Raw genomic sequence first — 16,241 nt, forward strand, 5'->3', positions numbered from 1 at the left:
CGCATGGCGCCACTCGTGTTGCCTGGCGCCATGGGTGGCGGATCTGCCAACGACGTTGGCGTGGGTCCGCTAGGACGACGGTGTCGACATCTTGCCGAGCAGCCACTGGAGGCCGGCAAGGTGTTGCTGGTCGTGGCTGCAGAGGAAGTGGATCAGCCCCTTCAAGGTGAGCGATCCATAGCTGCCAAAGGAACCGGTTCGTGCCAGTTGGGCATCGGTGAGGCCGGCAATCGTCTTCACGGTTTCGAGGCGGGCGGCGCGAAAGGTGGCCAGCGCCTCGCGCGGATTGGCGTCGGCGTATTGACGCTCGGCGGCGAGCTCGTAGCTCTCGATGTCCGCGAGCACCGGGTTGGTCTCCTCGACCATGCGGCGGATCCGCACGTGGTAGCCGTCGATCTCGATGTCGCGCACGTGGCAGACTTGTTCGAGCACGGTGAATTGCTCGCTTGGAATGCCGTCCCATGACGGCGGCACCCAGCGGAGAGACGTCTCTGGGACCTCACCGAAAACTCGCTCGAGCGCGTCGGGAAACGATGAGAGCGCGGAAAGGGTTGCTGAGTTCATGACCCGCCTATGTGGGGCCTTTCCTCATGCGAAGCAACCCCGCGCCTCTGCCGGTCCAACCACGACGCCGCCCTGCGTCGGCGCGTGTCACATGCCGCGCGGCACTTTGTCCAAGTCGAGCTGGTCCAGCGCGGCACGGATCAAGGCGCTGCGGTTTGCCTTGGTCATGCCCCGACCTTTCAGCTCGTCGACCAGCTGATCCAACCGGTCCAGATCCTTCGTGTACATGGAGATGCAGATCACCTTGTAGTGAGTCGGCTTCTCCAGTGAAGCACGCGACGGTGCACGCGCGGGGGCGGCATCGGCGGGTGCATAAAAGCGGCCCGAAAGAACTCCTTGTACTTCGTCCGCGTCGAGCACGCGCGCTGCTCCCAGACCTTCATCCCGCGCCGCCATGGTGTATCTCCTTCGTCCTTCGAAAATATCTCTCGTGTTCCGTCTTGGGACGTCACGCGGTAGCTGCGAGCTCTCCGGTGTCGTCGCTCACGCTGCTCTTGCCCGATGAAGCTGGTGACGAGCGGCGTGCATCCGCGCCGTCGACGATGATGTCGACCACGCGCTTGTAGTCATCGGAAGCATGCGAGTCCGGCGCGTACTCGTAGATGGTACGCCCCTGCGCCGGAGCCTCTTTGATCTTGATGGTCTGCCGAATCGGCGGCAGGCACCGTTCGCCGAAGTGCTCCTTCAGCGTCTCCACGGCATCGCGGCAGATGCGCGCGCGGGCGTCGTAGAACGTCGGCAGCACGCCGAAGATCTGCACCGGGTGGCGCAGGAGCGAGTTGACGTTCTTCACCGTCTTGAGCACCTGCCGCACGCCCACGAGCGAGAGGAAGTCGCACGCGACGGGCACCAAAATGCCATCGGCGAAGACGAGCGCGTTCTGGTTCAAGAGCGACAGCGACGGCGAGCAGTCGAGCACGACGACGTCGTAGCCCGCCTCCGCCGCGATGAGCCGCTCGCGCAGCACGCGGTCGCGGTTCTGTCGGCCCGCCAGGTAAAGCTCGGCGGCGGCCAACGTCTCGTTCGAAACGAGCACGTCGAAGTTCGGCCGGACGTTGACGGCGACATCCTGCGCCTTCAGGCCCATGACCAACACGTGGTAGAGCGACGTGGTCGCCTTCACGCCGAGGGACACGCCGACGTTGCCCTGCGAGTCCGTATCGACGAGCAGCACGCGCAGACCGCGCTCGGCCAGGCCGGCCGCGACGCTCACGCTGGTGGTCGTCTTGCCGGTCCCGCCCTTGTGATTGAAAATCGCCAGACGCCGCGGCCCGTGAAGCTTCTTGCGAGCTTCACCACCGCTCGACACCGAGGCCGCAACCTCGGCCACCACGCGGTCCTTGTCCGCGCGCTCTTTCTCGGCGCGCGCCACCTGTTGCGCCGCCTGCGCTTCCGCCGCGGCCATCGCCCCGAGGCGTGCGCCGTTCGCTTCCGCGAGAAGCTGCGCCCTGCACGGCTCGGAGCACGCGTACGTGCGCTCGCCGCGAATGCGCAACACTTGGGACACCAACTCTACGGAAAAGCGCTTGCTGCATGCCTTGCAAACGGCCCCGCCCGACCCCTCACCGCGGACCCCGCGGTCGTGGCACGATTGGGAACAATAGAAGGCAAAGCCACCTTCGCGCTCCTCCATTTGATAGCGAAACTGCACGTCGAATCGTTTCGTGCAGATGCTGCAGCTCTCGGTCATCGCCGCCATCGCATTCTCCTCACGCGAATGGCTTTAGACATCTCGAGGCACTCGGGCCAAATAAGTTACCAAATAAGTACTCATAGGCCCCTGTCAGTTCTCGTTTTGCTCGCGAAGCGGGCGCGGAAGCCCGTCGCGTGCGTAGGTGATGCGCTCGGGGATCGGACCTTCGATGCCCTTGTCCCGGAAGGCCGCCTCGATGGCAAAGCGCAAATCGGAGGCGATGCGCAGGTCGTCGTGCGGGTTGGAGATCCACACGAGGAGCGAGAACACGAAGGCCGGCTCGTTGCACTGATCGAGCCGAACCTCGCTGCCCATATCGCCCAGCACCTCGGGGTGCGCCGCCGCCACCGCAAGAAGCGTCTCGCGCACCAGTGCGGGATCGGACTTCGCCGAAGCGTCGACCTTCACGTCGATGCGCAGGTGAGGTGTGGGACGCGAGTGGTTGATCACCGGTGAGGTCATCAACTCGCTGTTCGGAACGATGATGGTCTCCTGATCGCGCGTCAGGATCTGCGTGGCGCGCAGGCCGATGTCCTCGATGACGCCGACGGAATTGCCGACTTTGACGAAGTCGCCCTTGGCCACCGGCTGCTCGATGAGCAGGACCAGCCCGGAGACGAAGTTTTGCGCGATGTTCTGGAGGCCGAAACCGATACCGACCGCCAACACCGCCGACGCCGCGAACAGCGCATCGAGCCGGAGCCCCATCGAACTGAGACCGACGAGGATGCCCAGCAGGACCACGCTGTAGCGAAGGATCTTCGACGCCGCGAACTGAGCGCCGGAGGAAAGGCCACGCGAGCCAAGCAAACGAAGCAGCCAACGCGAGGCAAGGCTGGCCAGAATGGCCGAGGTGAAGACGACGGCGACGCCGAGGATGATCGAGCCGGGGGTGATGTCTCCGCCGGAGATCGTCAGGATCGGATAATGTAAGAAGTCCCGAATCTTGGGCAACATCGTGCGTCACGAGGGTGGTACTGCGCGCACGAAGGTGTGGGCAAAAAATTGGCTCCTGCGTCGCTTGCCACGGGCGAAACGCTCCTCGTATAAGCGTCCCCATGACGCGTCTTTTCCCGCTGGGCTGTCTCACGGCCATCGTTCTCGCCGCCTGTGGCGGCGCCACCTCCGAAAGCGCCGCTCCGAAGACTACGACGACGGAATCCGCGTCGCCCTCGACCGGTGGCGAAGCGCGCATCCGCGAAGCCCTTGCGGGGCCGCAGCGCCCTGACAAGGAGAAGGCGCGCGACATCTACCGTCACCCTGCCGAGACGCTCGCCTTCTTCGGCGTCAAGCCCGAGTCCAAGGTCGTCGAGCTCTGGCCCGGCGGCGGTTGGTACACGGCGGTGCTGGCCCCCGTGGTGCGCGGCCACGGCAAGCTCACGGTGACCAGCGCCGATCCGGCCGTGGCCACGGGCTTCCAGAAGGAGAGCGCCGAGAAGTACGCCGCGCGCCTTCGTGAAACGCCGGCCGCCTTCGACCAGGTCGAGGTGCGCTACATCAACGCGCCGAGCGTCCTCACGCTTGGCCCCGAGGGCTCGGCGGACGTGGTGCTCACCTTCCGCAACGTCCACAATTGGATGAAGGGCGGCTTTGCGGACAAGGTCTTCGCGGCCGCGTTCCAGGTCCTCAAGAAGGGTGGCGTGTTGGGCGTCGAAGAACACCGCGCCCCTGCCGGCACCACGACGGAAAAGAGCATCGAGACGGGCTACGTGACCGAGGATACGGTCATCCAGTTCGCCAAGGCGGCCGGGTTCGTTCTCGACGCGAAGTCGGAAGTCAACGCGAATCCGAAGGACACGAAGGACTACCCCAAGGGTGTCTGGACCTTGCCGCCCACGTTGCAGCTCGGCGACGAAGGCCGCGAAAAGTACCTTGCCATCGGCGAAAGCGATCGAATGACCCTCCGCTTCAAAAAACCGTAGCGGTTGACAAAAACGCCCGCATGAGCCGTGTTCGATGTATGTTCGCGCCCGTGCGGCGCCGGGTCGGGAGACGAGGTATCACGCTCATCGAGGTGGTCAATGCCCTCGCGCTGACGTGCATCATCGTCGCCATTGGCATGTACATCGTCGCGCGCATCCTGCGCCACGCGAAGACCGGGGAAGTCGCCGGCTCACTCAACGCCATCGCGTCGAGCGCGGCGACGTATTACGACTCGTCCGACTCGGGGCAGCCTGCGGGCACGCAGCCCGAGTCGGCGAAGGCGATGCGCCACTTCCCGCCGAGCTCGCGCGCCAGCGTACCGCCCAACGTCGCCGACATCCGGGGCCGCCGCTACCAGAGTGCGCTCGCGGATTGGTCCGGCTCGCCGTGGGCCGAGCTCCGCTTTTCCATCCCGCAGCCGCAGTTCTACGCGTACTCGTTCGAGTCGCAGGGTAGCGGCCCCAACGCCCGCGCGACGGCCATCGCGCAAGGCGATCTCGACGCCGATGGCATTCTTTCGCGCTACAGCGTGTCGGTGGCACCGGATGACACGCTGCACGCCAAAGTGTCGCCGACGCTGGAACGGGAGAATCCGGAAGAGTAGAGAAGAGACCGTGATGCGCCGCCAGCTGCACCAGCGTGGAGTCTCCCCCGTCGAGGTCGCGGTGGGCATCGCCATCTTCGGCTCGGTGCTCGCCGTGGCCGTTCCGTCCTTCGTCAAAGAGCTGCACGCCTCGCGCTTCGCCGAACCCATCGATGGGCTCCACGCCATTGCGGCCGGTGCCAGCAACTACGCGCGCGGGCGCTCCGTCAATGACGCGTTTCCTCCGAGCGCACCGCTCACCCCACCGGTGGTCCCGCGCGGAAAGCGCGAGACCGATCCGCCGGGCGTGTGGGACACGCCCACGTGGAAGGCCCTCGAGTTCCACGCGGCCGACGAAGGCGTCGCGCACTACTTTGCCTTCGGCTTCGACGCGGAGCCGGGCCAAAGCGAAAGCCGCTTCGTCGCGCACGCCCATGCCGACTTCGACGGCGACACGGTCACGAGCACGTTCGAGATCCGCGGCGTAACCGAGGGCTCGGGCCACGTGACCGACGTGAAGCTCGAACCGGGCATGTACATCCAGTCGGAGCTCGAGTGACGCCATTCCAGGCCGCGCTCGTCCTCGTGACAGCGGCCATCGGCATCGGCGCCGTGCAGCCGGGACTTGCGCGCGATCTCCGCGCCGTTCGCGAGCGCGACGATCTCTACGTGCTGCCGCCGCCGTCGATCCTGCGCGCCGCGACGCTCGGCCATCGAGCGGCCGCGGCCGACATCTTGTGGTCCAACGTCGTAGTGCAATATGGCGAGCACATTGCCGAGAAGCGCCCCTTCCCCGATCTGCCGAAATACCTCGATGCCATTTTGGCCATCGAACCAGGGTATTTGCCGCTTTATCGATATTGCGATGCGTTCTTCGTCTTTTCGTACCCAAAGGGGAACGAACAGGACGCACGCTTGGCGCGTCATTACCTCGAACGAGGCACCCGCGAGCGACCGCTCGATGCGGAAATGTGGTTTCGCTACGGCCGTTTCCTCGGCGCCATGGGTCCGAGCTTTCTGGCATCGAAGGAAGAGAAAGAGCAATGGCGCATCGATGGAAGGACTGCTATGAAGCGCGCCATCGAACTAGGACTGGATGCGGGCGCCATAGCGCCCCATTATTGATGGACTAGGGTGATAAAATGAGAATTTGTGTCTTTTGCGGATCGAGCGTCGGCAAGAAACCCGATTACCTCGAGGCAGCCCGCAACTTTGGGCAAGTGCTCGCGCGCCGCGGCATCGGCCTGGTGTACGGCGGTGCGAGTGTCGGCATGATGGGTGAGGTCGCCGATGCGGCGCTCGCCGCAGGCGGTGAGGTCATCGGCGTCATTCCGCAGGCCTTGGTGGACAAAGAGATCGCCCACAAGAACCTGACCGACCTGCGCATCGTGACCACCATGCACGAGCGAAAGGCGTTGATGGCCGAGCTCTCCAATGGCTTCGTCGCCCTCCCCGGCGGCACCGGCACCTTGGAGGAGGCCTTCGAGGTCTGGACGTGGGGCGTGCTCGGATTCCACAAGAAAGCCTGCGCCTGGCTCAACGTCGCCGGCTACTACGACTCCCTCCTCGCCTCGATCAGTCACATGGAGGAAGAAGGCTTCCTCAAGCCGGAGCACCGCCAAATGGTGCTCGTCGACTCCGACGCCGACGCGTTGGTCACGAAGGTCGTGAACTACACGCCGGCGCTCACCCGTTCCAAGTGGGACTGATGGGACGGATTCGCTATTCCACGCGCAGGGTGCGCAAGCTCACCATGATGAAGTCCGGTGAGCTGGGAATGCGCGCCCACACGCTGACTTCGTAGAGACCGGGCTTTCCGCCATCGGAAAGGGGCACGTCGATGGAAAAGTGCTTTCCGTCGACGCGCACCGGGATCGGGGTGCGAAAGCCCGGAGGCCAATACATCTGGTACGGATTCGGGATCGGATAGGTGCGCCGCGTGTTGAGGTCCGCCACGGTGATGGGCTTCGGCGCGGGGATGCGCGCCACACCGATGCCACCGAACGTGGCCGGCGCGAGGATATCGCCCTCGACGCGCACCATGGTGCCGACCTTGGCCTTCTTGGGGAGCGGCGCGTAGGTGCCGTAGGGATCGAGGAACTCCTGCGCAAAACAGGGAACGGCGAGTTCGGTCTCCGTACCGCGGGGCTGCGCCACGCCGATGCCCACCTTCTTGTGGTGCGGCTTCAAGATGTTCTTCCGGTGACCATCGTTGGGCGGCACCTCGTTGAAGAACATCGCCTCGCTGCGCTCCAGCGCCTCGGCCTCGATCATCGGCCGGTCGTCCAAGGTGCGCGTGCGCTGATCGGTGAAGCAGAGCGCGTTCTCCTGCACGTAGTCCGTGCCGCCTGCCTCGCTGTAGCGCTGTTCGGGAACCGAGCCATCCGTGCCCCAGTGGCCGAGAAAGCCGTTTCGGGCCATGTCCTCGGCATGGCGCTGCCCGGCAGCCTGTGCGGGCCCCTCGTCGAGCTCGACGGGTGGAAGCTTCTGCGTGGCGCGGTCGCGGTTGATGAGCGCGAGCATGTACTTTCGCGCCTCGGGCACGGTGAGCAACTTCTTGCCGCCCTTCGAAGAGGCAACGGAGCTCTCCGTCAGCGAAGCGCCCGTGGGCTTGGGGGACGCGGCCGCAGGGGTACCCGGAGCGGCACACGCCGACGCGAAAGCAAAGGGGAAAAGAAGCGAGCGGGTGAAACGGGTCAAACGGGATAGTGGTTTGGCCATCGAGGGCATAGCGTGCATCATGACAGAGCGGCAGGACGAGGGCCGTCGACGCGCATGAGAGGGATCACGAAACCATGAGACGCACCGAGGCGTGCGGACATTTGATCCTCGGAGGATTCACGGGCACGACCCTGCCCGACAGCTACGCACGTGCGCTTCGCCACGGCGAACGCGCCGGCGCCGTTCTCTTCCGACGCAATATCTATCCTGAGGGGCGCACGGATGCGGACGCAACCGCCGTCGCGGAGCTCACCGCGGACATCCATGCGGCCGCCCCCGAACCACCCATCGTGGCGGTGGATCAGGAAGGCGGGCGCGTGGCCCGACTTGGACCACCGGTGCTGCGTCTCCCCGCGGCCGCGTGCCTCGGCGCCACCCAGGACGAAGACTTCGTCGAACGCGTGGCTTACGCGCAGGCGCGCGAGCTTGCCGCGTTGGGCTTCACCACCTCCTTCGCGCCCGTGCTCGACGTGCATACGCGCCCGGAGAACCCAGTCATCGGCGACCGCGCCTTTGGAACGACGCCCGAGACGGCAACCGCGATGGCCCTCGCCTTCGCGCGGGGCCTGCGGAGAGCGGGACTTTTTCCCTGCGGAAAGCACTTTCCCGGACACGGTGACACCACGACGGACTCGCACGTCGAGCTGCCCGTCGTGCCGGGGGATCGCGCGCGGATCGAGGCCGTGGAGCTCGCTCCGTTCGCGGCCGCCGTTCGCGCGGGGATCCCGGCGCTCATGACCGCGCACGTCGTCTACCCGGCGCTCGACGAAAAGCCGGCCACGCTTTCGCGTGCAGTCTGCACGGATATCGTGCGCACCCACCTGGGCTTCGGCGGCGTGTTGATCTCGGACGACCTGGAGATGCAGGCCGTTGCCGCACGCGCCCCCATCGAGGAGCTCGCGGTGGAAGCGGTATCGGCCGGGTGCGATCTCCTGCTCATCTGCTCCAACGAAGACGCCCAGGCCCGCGCCTACGATGCGCTCGTGCGTCACGCGGAGGCTCACGCCTCCTTCGGACTCCGATGCGAGGAGGCCGCCGAACGCGTACGCTCGCTGCGTCACGAATTTCCACCCCGTCCAGAGCAAGAAAGGGAAAAACTGGTGAACATCGTCGGCGGAGACGCGTCACGCGCGATGGCGCAGGAACTCGCGGCACGAGGGCTCGCATCATGAGCAGCACGCGCAAGGCGTTCGCCGCCTCCCGCATCGTGACCTGCGACGAAGCTCGCGCAACCTCGGGTGATCCGCTCGGTGCGGTCGCCAACGGCGCCGTGGTGCTCGAGGCGGGGAAGATCGCGTGGGTGGGCCCGCGGCAGGAGCTCGACCCCGCCGTGCCCGTCACGGATTTGGGCAACGCGGTCGTGACCCCCGGGCTCGTCGACGCGCACACGCACTTGGCCTGGGCGGGCTCACGCCACGGGGAATACGCGGTGCGCATGGCCGGAGGTGACTACGAGGCCATCGCCAAGGCGGGCGGCGGCATCGTGTCCACGTTCCGCGCGGTCTCCGAGGCGTCCCACGAGGAGCTGCGCGCGCTCCTCACCGCGCGGCTTCGCCGGGTGGCCCAGCTGGGCGTGACCACGTGCGAGGTGAAAAGCGGCTACGGCCTTTTGCCGGAGCACGAGTTGAAGCAGCTGCGGGTCATCGCGTCCTGCGCGAACGAGGCCGATCTTCCCGGCATCGTGCCCACGTTCCTCGCGCTGCATGCCCTGCCGCCCGAGGCGCGCACCGATCGCGCGGGCTACGTGCGCCGGGTGATCGACGAGCTTCTTCCACGGGTAAAAGAGGAGAACCTCGCCACGTACGTCGATGCGTACCTCGATGCGAACGCGTTTCAGATCGACGAAGGCCGCGCCCTCGGCGAGCGGGCGCGCTCGTTCGGGTTTCAGCTGCGGCTTCACGTCGGGCAGTTTGCCGACATCGGCGGGGCGGAGCTCGCCGCGGAACTGGGCGCGCACTCGGTGGATCATCTGGAGGCCGTCGGCGATGCGGGCATCGCGGCGCTGCACGAGGCAGGCACGCACGCCGTGCTGCTGCCCATCGCGAGCTTCACGTTGAAGCAGGCGCCACCGCCCGTGGCCAAGCTGCGCGCGGCCGGCGTGCCGCTCGTCGTGGCCAGCGATGCCAACCCGGGCACGGCGCCCTCCGAGAGCCTTCCCCTCGCCCTCGCCCTGGCCGTGCGCAACTACGACGTCACGCCGGAAGAAGCGCTGCTCGGGGCCACCCGATTGGCCGCACGCTCGCTCGGATTGAACGATCGCGGTGCACTTCGCGCAGGCGCCGCCGCGGACCTCGTGGTGTGGGATCTTCCGCACGAGCACGCCATCGTCCAGCCTTGGGGGACGCCGCGCACGCGCCTCGTTTTGCGCAACGGCGCCGCGATTTCCGGTACCTTGTGAGCGTGGATCCCCAGACACACAAGCGTTACCTCGACTACCGCGGGCGGTACGAGTACTTCGGCCGCCAGAAGGCCATCCTCACGGCCGTGCAGTTCGCCGCCTTCGACGCGGAGCTGCGCACCCTTCAAGCCAAGGGTGACACCCTTGAGGACGAAGACGAAGCCCGACTCGTCGAGCTTCGCGCAATTCTCTTGATGGACTAGGGCTAGCCGACGCGGCGCAACGCCGCGCGGTTCTCCCGCACGATCTCGGGCGCGCTCTCGCGGGCCGCCGTTTCCGACGAACGGCGCTGCACGTGGGGAATGGCCGCGTGCAGGCGCGCCGTATCCAGGATGGACTCGCACAGCGAGCCGTAGTCGATACCGGCCGCCGAGGCGATCTGCGGCAGGAGCGACGTGGGCGTCATCCCCGGCAGCGTGTTCACCTCGAGCACGTACTCGTTCTCGCCCTCGGTCACCAGCAGGTCCACGCGGACCGCGCCCGAGCAACCCAGCGCACGCACTGCACGCTCCGCGAGGTTCACCACACCGCGGATGCGCGTGCTGGAAAGGCGCGGCGGCGAAATGTACTCCGTGGCGCCCGCCGTGTACTTCGCGTGGTAGTCGTAGACGCCGCTCTTGGGCACGATCTCGATGGCCCCGAGCACCCGCCCGTCGAGCACCCCGACGTGAACCTCCATCGCGCGCACGAAGCGCTCGACCAGCACCGTCTGGTCGAACTCGAGCGCCGCGCGGATGGCCTTGTCCAGCTCCTCCAGCGAATTCGCCCGGCTCACGCCCAACGACGAGCCCTCGCCGCGCGGCTTGACCACCACGGGGAACCCGAAGCTCGCATGCAGCTCCTGCAAGTCGGCCAAGGTCGCGCCCAGATCCTGCGCGGTCGCCACGTAGTACGGCGGCGTCGGCACGTTGTGGAGACGGAACAACTCCTTGGCCTTCAGTTTGTCCATGGCCAGCGCGGAGGCGATGACGCTCGAACCGGTGTACGGGATGCCCATCCACTCGAGGAGGCCTTGCACGCAGCCATCCTCACCACCGCGTCCGTGGAGCGCGATGAAGGCGACATCGATGCGGGCCTGACGAACGAGCTCATCGACCGACGGCGACTCCGGGCCGATCACGATGCGAACGACGTCGTGACCGCGCTCCTCGAGCGCCGTGGCCACGCCTTCCCCGGTTCGAAGTGACACCTCACGCTCGCCGCTCAAGCCCCCCATCAGAATTCCGACTCGTTTTGTCATTGATCTCTCCGTCGTTGGGGGGCTGAGCAACTCTCGCGCCGCGTGTCGTACATGAGCGCCTGGCATGGATCTGCCGCGTGTTTGCCCGCTCGGAGGTGCCGGCCACGTGGGGATCACGTGTCATGGCAACCACGGGCTGGCGCGCCCAGGACACCGCCACGTATCAAGTGGAGAGGCCTTTGGTCAACAAAGTCGCAGACAACCGAGCTCCTCGGGTGGCGGTTAGTGGCAGCTGGGCTGGTTCCCGAAGGCGCGCACCCATTGATCGCGGTCGTGGGCGGGCAGGATGACCACCTCCGGCGCCTGCGCGTGCAGCTGGGCGAGCCGGGACACGATGGCGTTGGCCCCCTCCTCGTCGTGGTCCGTGCCCGACATGACGAGGCTCTTGGGACGGCGCGCGTCGATGGCCTCCGCGACGTTCACGGTGTCGCCCACATGGAAGAAGCGCTTCTCGACCGAGGCGTTGACGAACGTCCCGATGCTGCCTGGGGTATGTCCGGGTAATTTTACGATCACGATGGATCCGTCGCCGAAGACATCGGCGCTCTCGTCGAACGTCTCGTAGGGCTTCTTCTCGAAATGGATCGCCGTCGTACGCCCCTGCACCGCCCGAGCATGCGCCGGGATCACCTTGCGTGTCTTCTGGGTCCCGTACTCGGCGAAGAAGTCGATCTCCTCCTGCGGGAGCAACACGGGCACGCCCGGAAGATCGACCAGACCGCCAGCGTGATCGATGTGCGCGTGCGATGGGATTGCCCACGTCAGCTTCGCAGGATCCGCCCCGGCCGCGCGAACGGCGTCGGGCGCCGAATGGAGAACTTCGGATTTGATCTGGCCGAGCCAAAATCGCAATAGCGCAGGATAATCGGCAATCTCTTCGTCGTAATGGCTACTGAATCCCATATCGACGAGAACGTCCCCGCGCGGATGCCGCACCAAGAGGCCGGATACGGTGACGTGCCACTCCGGCTTGGTGGAAAACCCGGCCATGGCCACCCGCCCCGGAGCTTCGCGGCGCGCGAACTCGAGCCAGCAAACGTCCACCTTGGGTAGGCCCTCGAGGGACGGCGCCACGCGCGCATGCGACGGGGCCTCCGGAAGCTTTCGACTGCGCACGCCCAAGGCGGCCACACCGAAGGCGAGCAGCGCTCCTGCAACCATGAGCGCGCGCTTCATTGGATGCCCTCGTTTCGAAGGATGCGCGCGAGCTCGCGCTTGGCGGTTTCCACCGGCTCGGTGCTCTTTCGCCCTTTGGCCAGGACGATGGCGCCTTCGATGACGGCGAGAATGAACTCCGCGAGCTCCCCTGCCCTGCGCGCCTTGACCCCGGCTTCCACGAGGCGCCCTTTGACGATCTCGTGCCAATGGGTGAAGACAACGGCCACACCGTCGCGGACTTGGGGTGCATCCGGCGCTTCCGCCGCCACCGTCCCCACGGGGCAGCCCGCGCGAAAATCGGAGCCCTCGAGCGACGCTGCAAGGTAGGCCATGATCGCCTCCAGCCCGCGCTGCGTGCTCTTGTTTCCCTCGAGCGCGGCCTTCATGCCCGCGCACGTTTGCTCGCCGGAATGCGCGATGGCTGCGGCAAAGAGCTCCTCTTTTCCACCGGGGAAATGGAAATAGAGCGAACCTTTGGGCGCGCCACTTTCGGCCACGACGTCGGCCATACCCGTGGCGGCGAAACCGCGCTCGCGCAAGAGGCGCGCAGTGGTTTCCAAGAAACGACGACGGCTATCGGACTGGGTCATGCCCGTCACTATAGCGATCGGTCTACCTAGCGCAAGGAGCAACTATAGCAATCGGTCTACATATCCGCTTCAGCCGCCCGGCGATAGGCGCCCGGGGTGATTCCGAAGTAGCGCACGAACCAGCGCGTCAGGTGGCTCTGATCCGCAAAGCCGACGGCGCTGGCCGCCTGGGCGAGCGGGGCGCCGCTTCGAAGAAGGCGGCGTGCCTCGCGCAGGCGGCATTGGCGCTGGTAGTCGCTGGGCGAGAGTCCGTAGCGCGCGACGAAGGCGCGGTACATGGCGTAGCGGCTGCAGCCCGCGGCCCGTGCGAGCTCCTCGGCGTCGGCGTCGGTGGCGTACCGCTGCGCGAGCCAATCGCGCGCCCGCTCGGCGATGTGCGCGGAGGAGGACGCGCGCGGTGTGCGGAGTTCCTCGGTGATTCCCGCACGCCGGGCCATCGCCACCACCGCTTCCGCAAGGCGCTCGTCGCGCTCGAGCCGGCCGCTGCGCGCCTCCATGCTGGCGAAGAGGCGCAGGAGCGCCTGCGCGGCATGTTCGTCGTGGATGACCGGCTCGCGAAAGAGCGGGAGGGCCACACGCCCGCCACCGCGCAACGCATCGCCGAGCACGTCGGCCAACAGCTCCGGGCCAACGTGGGCGATGCGGTACTCGAAGCCGAGCTCGGCGCCGGAGTGTCCGTCGTGCGGATCGTCCGGGTTGAAGGCCATGACCATCCCGGTCGCGCTCGCGCGGTTGGCCCCGCGGCAGCGAAATGCCTGTACGCCAACCTCGGTCACGCCGAACGAGTACGCGTCGTGGCTGTGGGGGTGGTACCGGTGCTCGCGAAAATAAGCGTGCATCAGCTCCAGGGGCCGATCGTCCGCCCGGAAGTAGCGAGCCCAATCACGAGGGGGTGCCGCACCAGCGTTCAAGACTCGGAGCTTACCGCGCCCCAACGATGGGGGCATGCGCTACGACACCAAGATTTCCATCGCCGTGCGGGAGGACATTGCCACGTGGCAAAAGCTGAATGTGACCGCGTTCCTCGCGAGCGGCGTCGCCATCGGCATTCCTGAAGTGGCCGGCGAGCCCTACGAAGACGCGGCCAACCATCGGTACCTGTCGCTGTTCCGCCAGCCCGTGCTCATCCACGCAGGCTCGGGTGAGGCGCTCGCCGCCGCCCACGCCAAGGCGCTCGAGCGCGGCCTCGCCACGGCGATCTACACCGACGAGTTGTTCACCACGAACAACGACATCGACAACCGCGCCGCGGTCCGCGCCGCCGATGCGAGCAAACTCCGATTCGCCGGCATCGCCGTGTACGGCCCACGCAACGCGGTCGACAAGGTATTCAAAGGCTTGCGCCTGCACGAATAATGAAGCGTCACCCGCCAAGAGGCACGATGGGGTCGCCCGTGAAGAAGAGGCCGAATAGCTCGTCGTAAAGTCGGTCGAACGCGCGTGCATCGAGGACGAGGCGGTGCCGCTTCTCGAGAGTGACGTCCGTGGGCAGGGAGAAGAGGCTCTTGTTGCGCACGGAGTCGAGCGGCGCGGTGGGCGGCGCCAAGGTCAGCGTGAACCGCGGCTGGCGGTTGACCGAGACGGTGAAGACGAAGGTCTCGTCCTCGTGGGGCTTCTTCTTTGCGAGCATCACCTCGATGGAAATGACCGAGGCCCACGCGGACGCTTCGCCTCCATGGGGTAGGAACACGACCTCGAGGACGTCGCTGGGCACGTATTGCGACAGCGCGATGCCGAACGCGCGCGCGACGCGCTCGGTGTGCCGTTCCAGCTCCCACCCGTCGTGCCCGTCCCAGCCTTCGATGGGCTGCCCGCCGCGGTAAAGATGTTCCGCCTCGATGTAGATGCGAGGGTTCTTCGTATTCTTCGCGTTCGCGAGAAATGCATCGAGCAGGCTGCGCCCCGCGGGGGTGACATGTTCCGCGAGGCGGTGCTTCAGTTTTTCCGAAGAGCGCTCTCGCGCCTCCTCGGCGGGATCGCGGCCGAACGACCGCCATGCCTCTTCCAGCTGGGGAACCTCGGGGATGGCCGTATCCGCCGGCAGCGGCGTCGCCACCGCGCGCGCCGCAACGGGATCCACGATGGCTGGCCGCGGCGCGCTCATCGCACGCCCGGCCAGAACGAGCCCCGCGCCCACCGCCACCGTCGCCAGCACACGCCGCCATTCGACGACGGCGACGCGCGGCGCGGCACCGAGCTTCTCCCACGCCGGGTCCGAGCGGAGCGCAAAGAAGGGATCCAGCGCTACGGCCTGCGCCAAGTCGGGCATGATGCTGAGCGACTTCAAGACGCCCTGCGCATGCACGATGTTCTCGTATGCGCGCTGCGCCGCCGTTTCGTTGGCCACGCGGAAGGAAAAGGACTCGCCCCCTTCGAACACGAGCACCACGCGCCGGCTATCGCGCCGCGGCTCCCGCTCGATGTTCACCTTGCGAAGCCCGCCCATCGGCACGAGCCGCACGCGCTCTCCCCTCACCTCGACGAGGTCGAGCGGCAGGAGAAACACCCACGCCCTCTTGCGGAACAGCCGCGAAAAAAGCGCCTGCTTCGCCACGAGCAACGGCGACGGCTCCCCCCTGCGCTCCAGCGCGGCCACGAACCGCCCGCGCACGTGCAGCGGCAGCTCCGCCATCGCGAAGCTCTTCACGGGCCCAGAATAAGGCCCTTCGGGGGCCCCAAACTCCTCGCGCTCCGACGGGTCCCTGTACATCTGCCCATAACGTAGCAGCTCGCCCAGGACCCGCCGGCATCAAGACCAGCTCGAGGTTCAAGGCGATGGCGAGCCGCCTGCTTGCAATCCGAGTACCGCTTGGGCGATGCCGGATTTTCCTGCGGTCCCCGTTTCTCCCTTCAGACCTGCGACATGGTTGGCGTCCGCGGGAGCACCGGCGCCACCGGCACCACCTTGTCGACCCCTACCTGGTTTACCTTTCGTGATGTTCTCGATGGTGGGCACGTTCTCAACGATCTGGCCGTCGATCTTCGGAGGTTTCCCTGTCCAAAGGATGCCGACGGACAAACCACCGGTCCCTCCTCCTCCTCCGCCTCCGCTGCCTCCCTGTCCACCGTGGCCGCCTCGATAGCCGTCTTCGGTTTCGCTCGGAGCGCTTCCGCCTCGCTGTCCGATCTGGCCAACACCCCCGTTGCCGCCATCGGCCCCGTCTCCCGCCGCAAATCGGCTCGCTTCAATGGTTGCTTGTGCGTTCACGAGCGCCAAAGCAATGCTCGATCCTCCGCCCGCGCCTCCTTGACCCGCCAAGCCACCGCAACCACCGGCGCCTCCGCTGCCTCCCCCGACTTGGCCGTGCATCTGCCCTCCTGCACCGCCTTGTGCAAGTCCGCCCACCCCACCATCTTTGCCCGACTCGGAC

General features: G+C 66.5%; 19 protein-coding genes. 9 read left to right on the plus strand and 10 right to left on the minus strand.

Features of this window, described 5'->3' with window-relative positions:
- Positions 1–69 precede the first annotated feature (69 nt).
- The 4 genes from LVJ94_22815 to LVJ94_22830 form a co-directional block, all read right to left on the minus strand.
- On the minus strand, positions 70–564 hold the full coding sequence (locus LVJ94_22815; GenBank protein ID WXB10046.1) for a DinB family protein: 495 nt from the start codon (positions 562–564) through the stop codon (positions 70–72).
- An 87-nt stretch (positions 565–651) separates the two neighbouring features.
- Positions 652–960 (minus strand): ribbon-helix-helix domain-containing protein, encoded by a 309-nt coding sequence (locus tag LVJ94_22820; GenBank protein ID WXB10047.1) that lies wholly within the window; start codon positions 958–960, stop codon positions 652–654.
- A 52-nt stretch (positions 961–1,012) separates the two neighbouring features.
- Positions 1,013–2,263 carry a ParA family protein gene (locus LVJ94_22825; GenBank protein ID WXB10048.1) on the minus strand — a complete coding sequence of 417 codons (1,251 nt, stop codon included), beginning with the start codon at positions 2,261–2,263 and terminating at the stop codon, positions 1,013–1,015.
- Between the two features lie 84 nt (positions 2,264–2,347).
- A complete protein-coding gene (locus tag LVJ94_22830) occupies positions 2,348–3,214 on the minus strand; it encodes a mechanosensitive ion channel (GenBank protein WXB10049.1) in 867 nt (288 codons plus the stop codon).
- 101 nt (positions 3,215–3,315) lie between these two features.
- Here LVJ94_22830 and LVJ94_22835 point away from each other — a divergent pair, with 101 nt between their 5' ends.
- Genes LVJ94_22835 through LVJ94_22855 form a run of 5 tightly spaced genes read left to right on the plus strand, consistent with a single transcriptional unit; the run spans position 3,316 to position 6,472 of the window.
- Positions 3,316–4,179 (plus strand): methyltransferase, encoded by an 864-nt coding sequence (locus LVJ94_22835; protein WXB10050.1) that lies wholly within the window; start codon positions 3,316–3,318, stop codon positions 4,177–4,179.
- A gap of 20 nt (positions 4,180–4,199) precedes the next feature.
- Positions 4,200–4,784, plus strand: a complete 585-nt coding sequence (locus tag LVJ94_22840; GenBank protein WXB10051.1) for a hypothetical protein — start codon at positions 4,200–4,202, stop codon at positions 4,782–4,784.
- Positions 4,785–4,794: 10 nt separating this feature from the next.
- Positions 4,795–5,322 carry a hypothetical protein gene (locus LVJ94_22845; protein WXB10052.1) on the plus strand — a complete coding sequence of 176 codons (528 nt, stop codon included), beginning with the start codon at positions 4,795–4,797 and terminating at the stop codon, positions 5,320–5,322.
- Positions 5,319–5,888, plus strand: a complete 570-nt coding sequence (locus tag LVJ94_22850; GenBank protein ID WXB10053.1) for a hypothetical protein — start codon at positions 5,319–5,321, stop codon at positions 5,886–5,888. Before LVJ94_22845 ends, LVJ94_22850 begins: the two co-directional genes overlap by 4 nt.
- 17 nt (positions 5,889–5,905) lie before the next feature.
- Positions 5,906–6,472, plus strand: a complete 567-nt coding sequence (locus tag LVJ94_22855; GenBank protein ID WXB10054.1) for a TIGR00730 family Rossman fold protein — start codon at positions 5,906–5,908, stop codon at positions 6,470–6,472.
- A 13-nt stretch (positions 6,473–6,485) separates the two neighbouring features.
- On the opposite strand, the gene LVJ94_22860 is transcribed toward LVJ94_22855, so the two are convergent.
- A complete protein-coding gene (locus tag LVJ94_22860; GenBank protein WXB10055.1) occupies positions 6,486–7,484 on the minus strand; it encodes a CAP domain-containing protein in 999 nt (332 codons plus the stop codon).
- Positions 7,485–7,558: 74 nt separating this feature from the next.
- On the opposite strand from LVJ94_22860, the gene nagZ reads away from it, so the two are divergent.
- Genes nagZ through LVJ94_22875 form a run of 3 tightly spaced genes read left to right on the plus strand, consistent with a single transcriptional unit; the run spans position 7,559 to position 10,085 of the window.
- A complete protein-coding gene (gene nagZ, locus LVJ94_22865; protein WXB10056.1) occupies positions 7,559–8,656 on the plus strand; it encodes a beta-N-acetylhexosaminidase in 1,098 nt (365 codons plus the stop codon).
- Positions 8,653–9,882, plus strand: a complete 1,230-nt coding sequence (hutI, locus tag LVJ94_22870) for an imidazolonepropionase (protein ID WXB10057.1) — start codon at positions 8,653–8,655, stop codon at positions 9,880–9,882. Before nagZ ends, hutI begins: the two co-directional genes overlap by 4 nt.
- Positions 9,883–9,884: 2 nt before the next feature.
- Positions 9,885–10,085: a hypothetical protein gene (locus tag LVJ94_22875; GenBank protein WXB10058.1), complete on the plus strand. Its 201-nt coding sequence runs from the start codon at positions 9,885–9,887 to the stop codon at positions 10,083–10,085.
- 2 nt (positions 10,086–10,087) lie between these two features.
- On the opposite strand, the gene LVJ94_22880 is transcribed toward LVJ94_22875, so the two are convergent.
- From LVJ94_22880 to LVJ94_22895, 4 genes are all read right to left on the minus strand, one after another.
- Entirely contained in the window at positions 10,088–11,122 is a 1,035-nt protein-coding gene (locus tag LVJ94_22880; GenBank protein ID WXB10059.1) for a D-alanine--D-alanine ligase, read from the minus strand.
- A gap of 222 nt (positions 11,123–11,344) precedes the next feature.
- Complete coding sequence (locus LVJ94_22885) at positions 11,345–12,298, minus strand: MBL fold metallo-hydrolase (protein WXB10060.1); 954 nt, start codon at positions 12,296–12,298, stop codon at positions 11,345–11,347.
- Positions 12,295–12,870 (minus strand): TetR/AcrR family transcriptional regulator, encoded by a 576-nt coding sequence (locus LVJ94_22890; protein ID WXB10061.1) that lies wholly within the window; start codon positions 12,868–12,870, stop codon positions 12,295–12,297. Before LVJ94_22890 ends, LVJ94_22885 begins: the two co-directional genes overlap by 4 nt.
- A gap of 56 nt (positions 12,871–12,926) precedes the next feature.
- A complete protein-coding gene (locus LVJ94_22895; protein WXB10062.1) occupies positions 12,927–13,781 on the minus strand; it encodes an AraC family transcriptional regulator in 855 nt (284 codons plus the stop codon).
- Between the two features lie 34 nt (positions 13,782–13,815).
- On the opposite strand from LVJ94_22895, the gene LVJ94_22900 reads away from it, so the two are divergent.
- Complete coding sequence (locus tag LVJ94_22900) at positions 13,816–14,226, plus strand: DUF2000 domain-containing protein (GenBank protein ID WXB10063.1); 411 nt, start codon at positions 13,816–13,818, stop codon at positions 14,224–14,226.
- Between the two features lie 7 nt (positions 14,227–14,233).
- Here LVJ94_22900 and LVJ94_22905 read toward each other — a convergent pair whose 3' ends face one another.
- Positions 14,234–15,517 carry a hypothetical protein gene (locus LVJ94_22905; protein ID WXB10064.1) on the minus strand — a complete coding sequence of 428 codons (1,284 nt, stop codon included), beginning with the start codon at positions 15,515–15,517 and terminating at the stop codon, positions 14,234–14,236.
- Positions 15,518–16,241: the final 724 nt, after the last annotated feature.

This window comes from Sorangiineae bacterium MSr11367 (assembly GCA_037157805.1).
GTDB classification, from domain to species: Bacteria; Myxococcota_A; Polyangia; order Polyangiales; family Polyangiaceae; genus Pendulispora; species Pendulispora rubella.

Bases quoted from the DNA above. Each gene is read 5' to 3' on its own strand.
- LVJ94_22815 (WXB10046.1), bottom strand. From the start codon at position 564: ATGAACTCAGCAACCCTTTCCGCGCTCTCATCGTTTCCCGACGCGCTC.
- LVJ94_22820 (WXB10047.1), bottom strand. From the start codon at position 960: ATGGCGGCGCGGGATGAAGGTCTGGGAGCAGCGCGCGTGCTCGACGCG.
- LVJ94_22825 (WXB10048.1), bottom strand. From the start codon at position 2,263: ATGGCGGCGATGACCGAGAGCTGCAGCATCTGCACGAAACGATTCGAC.
- LVJ94_22830 (WXB10049.1), bottom strand. From the start codon at position 3,214: ATGTTGCCCAAGATTCGGGACTTCTTACATTATCCGATCCTGACGATC.
- LVJ94_22835 (WXB10050.1), top strand. From the start codon at position 3,316: ATGACGCGTCTTTTCCCGCTGGGCTGTCTCACGGCCATCGTTCTCGCC.
- LVJ94_22840 (WXB10051.1), top strand. From the start codon at position 4,200: ATGAGCCGTGTTCGATGTATGTTCGCGCCCGTGCGGCGCCGGGTCGGG.
- LVJ94_22855 (WXB10054.1), top strand. From the start codon at position 5,906: ATGAGAATTTGTGTCTTTTGCGGATCGAGCGTCGGCAAGAAACCCGAT.
- LVJ94_22860 (WXB10055.1), bottom strand. From the start codon at position 7,484: ATGGCCAAACCACTATCCCGTTTGACCCGTTTCACCCGCTCGCTTCTT.
- nagZ (WXB10056.1), top strand. From the start codon at position 7,559: ATGAGACGCACCGAGGCGTGCGGACATTTGATCCTCGGAGGATTCACG.
- hutI (WXB10057.1), top strand. From the start codon at position 8,653: ATGAGCAGCACGCGCAAGGCGTTCGCCGCCTCCCGCATCGTGACCTGC.
- LVJ94_22880 (WXB10059.1), bottom strand. From the start codon at position 11,122: ATGACAAAACGAGTCGGAATTCTGATGGGGGGCTTGAGCGGCGAGCGT.
- LVJ94_22885 (WXB10060.1), bottom strand. From the start codon at position 12,298: ATGAAGCGCGCGCTCATGGTTGCAGGAGCGCTGCTCGCCTTCGGTGTG.
- LVJ94_22890 (WXB10061.1), bottom strand. From the start codon at position 12,870: ATGACCCAGTCCGATAGCCGTCGTCGTTTCTTGGAAACCACTGCGCGC.
- LVJ94_22900 (WXB10063.1), top strand. From the start codon at position 13,816: ATGCGCTACGACACCAAGATTTCCATCGCCGTGCGGGAGGACATTGCC.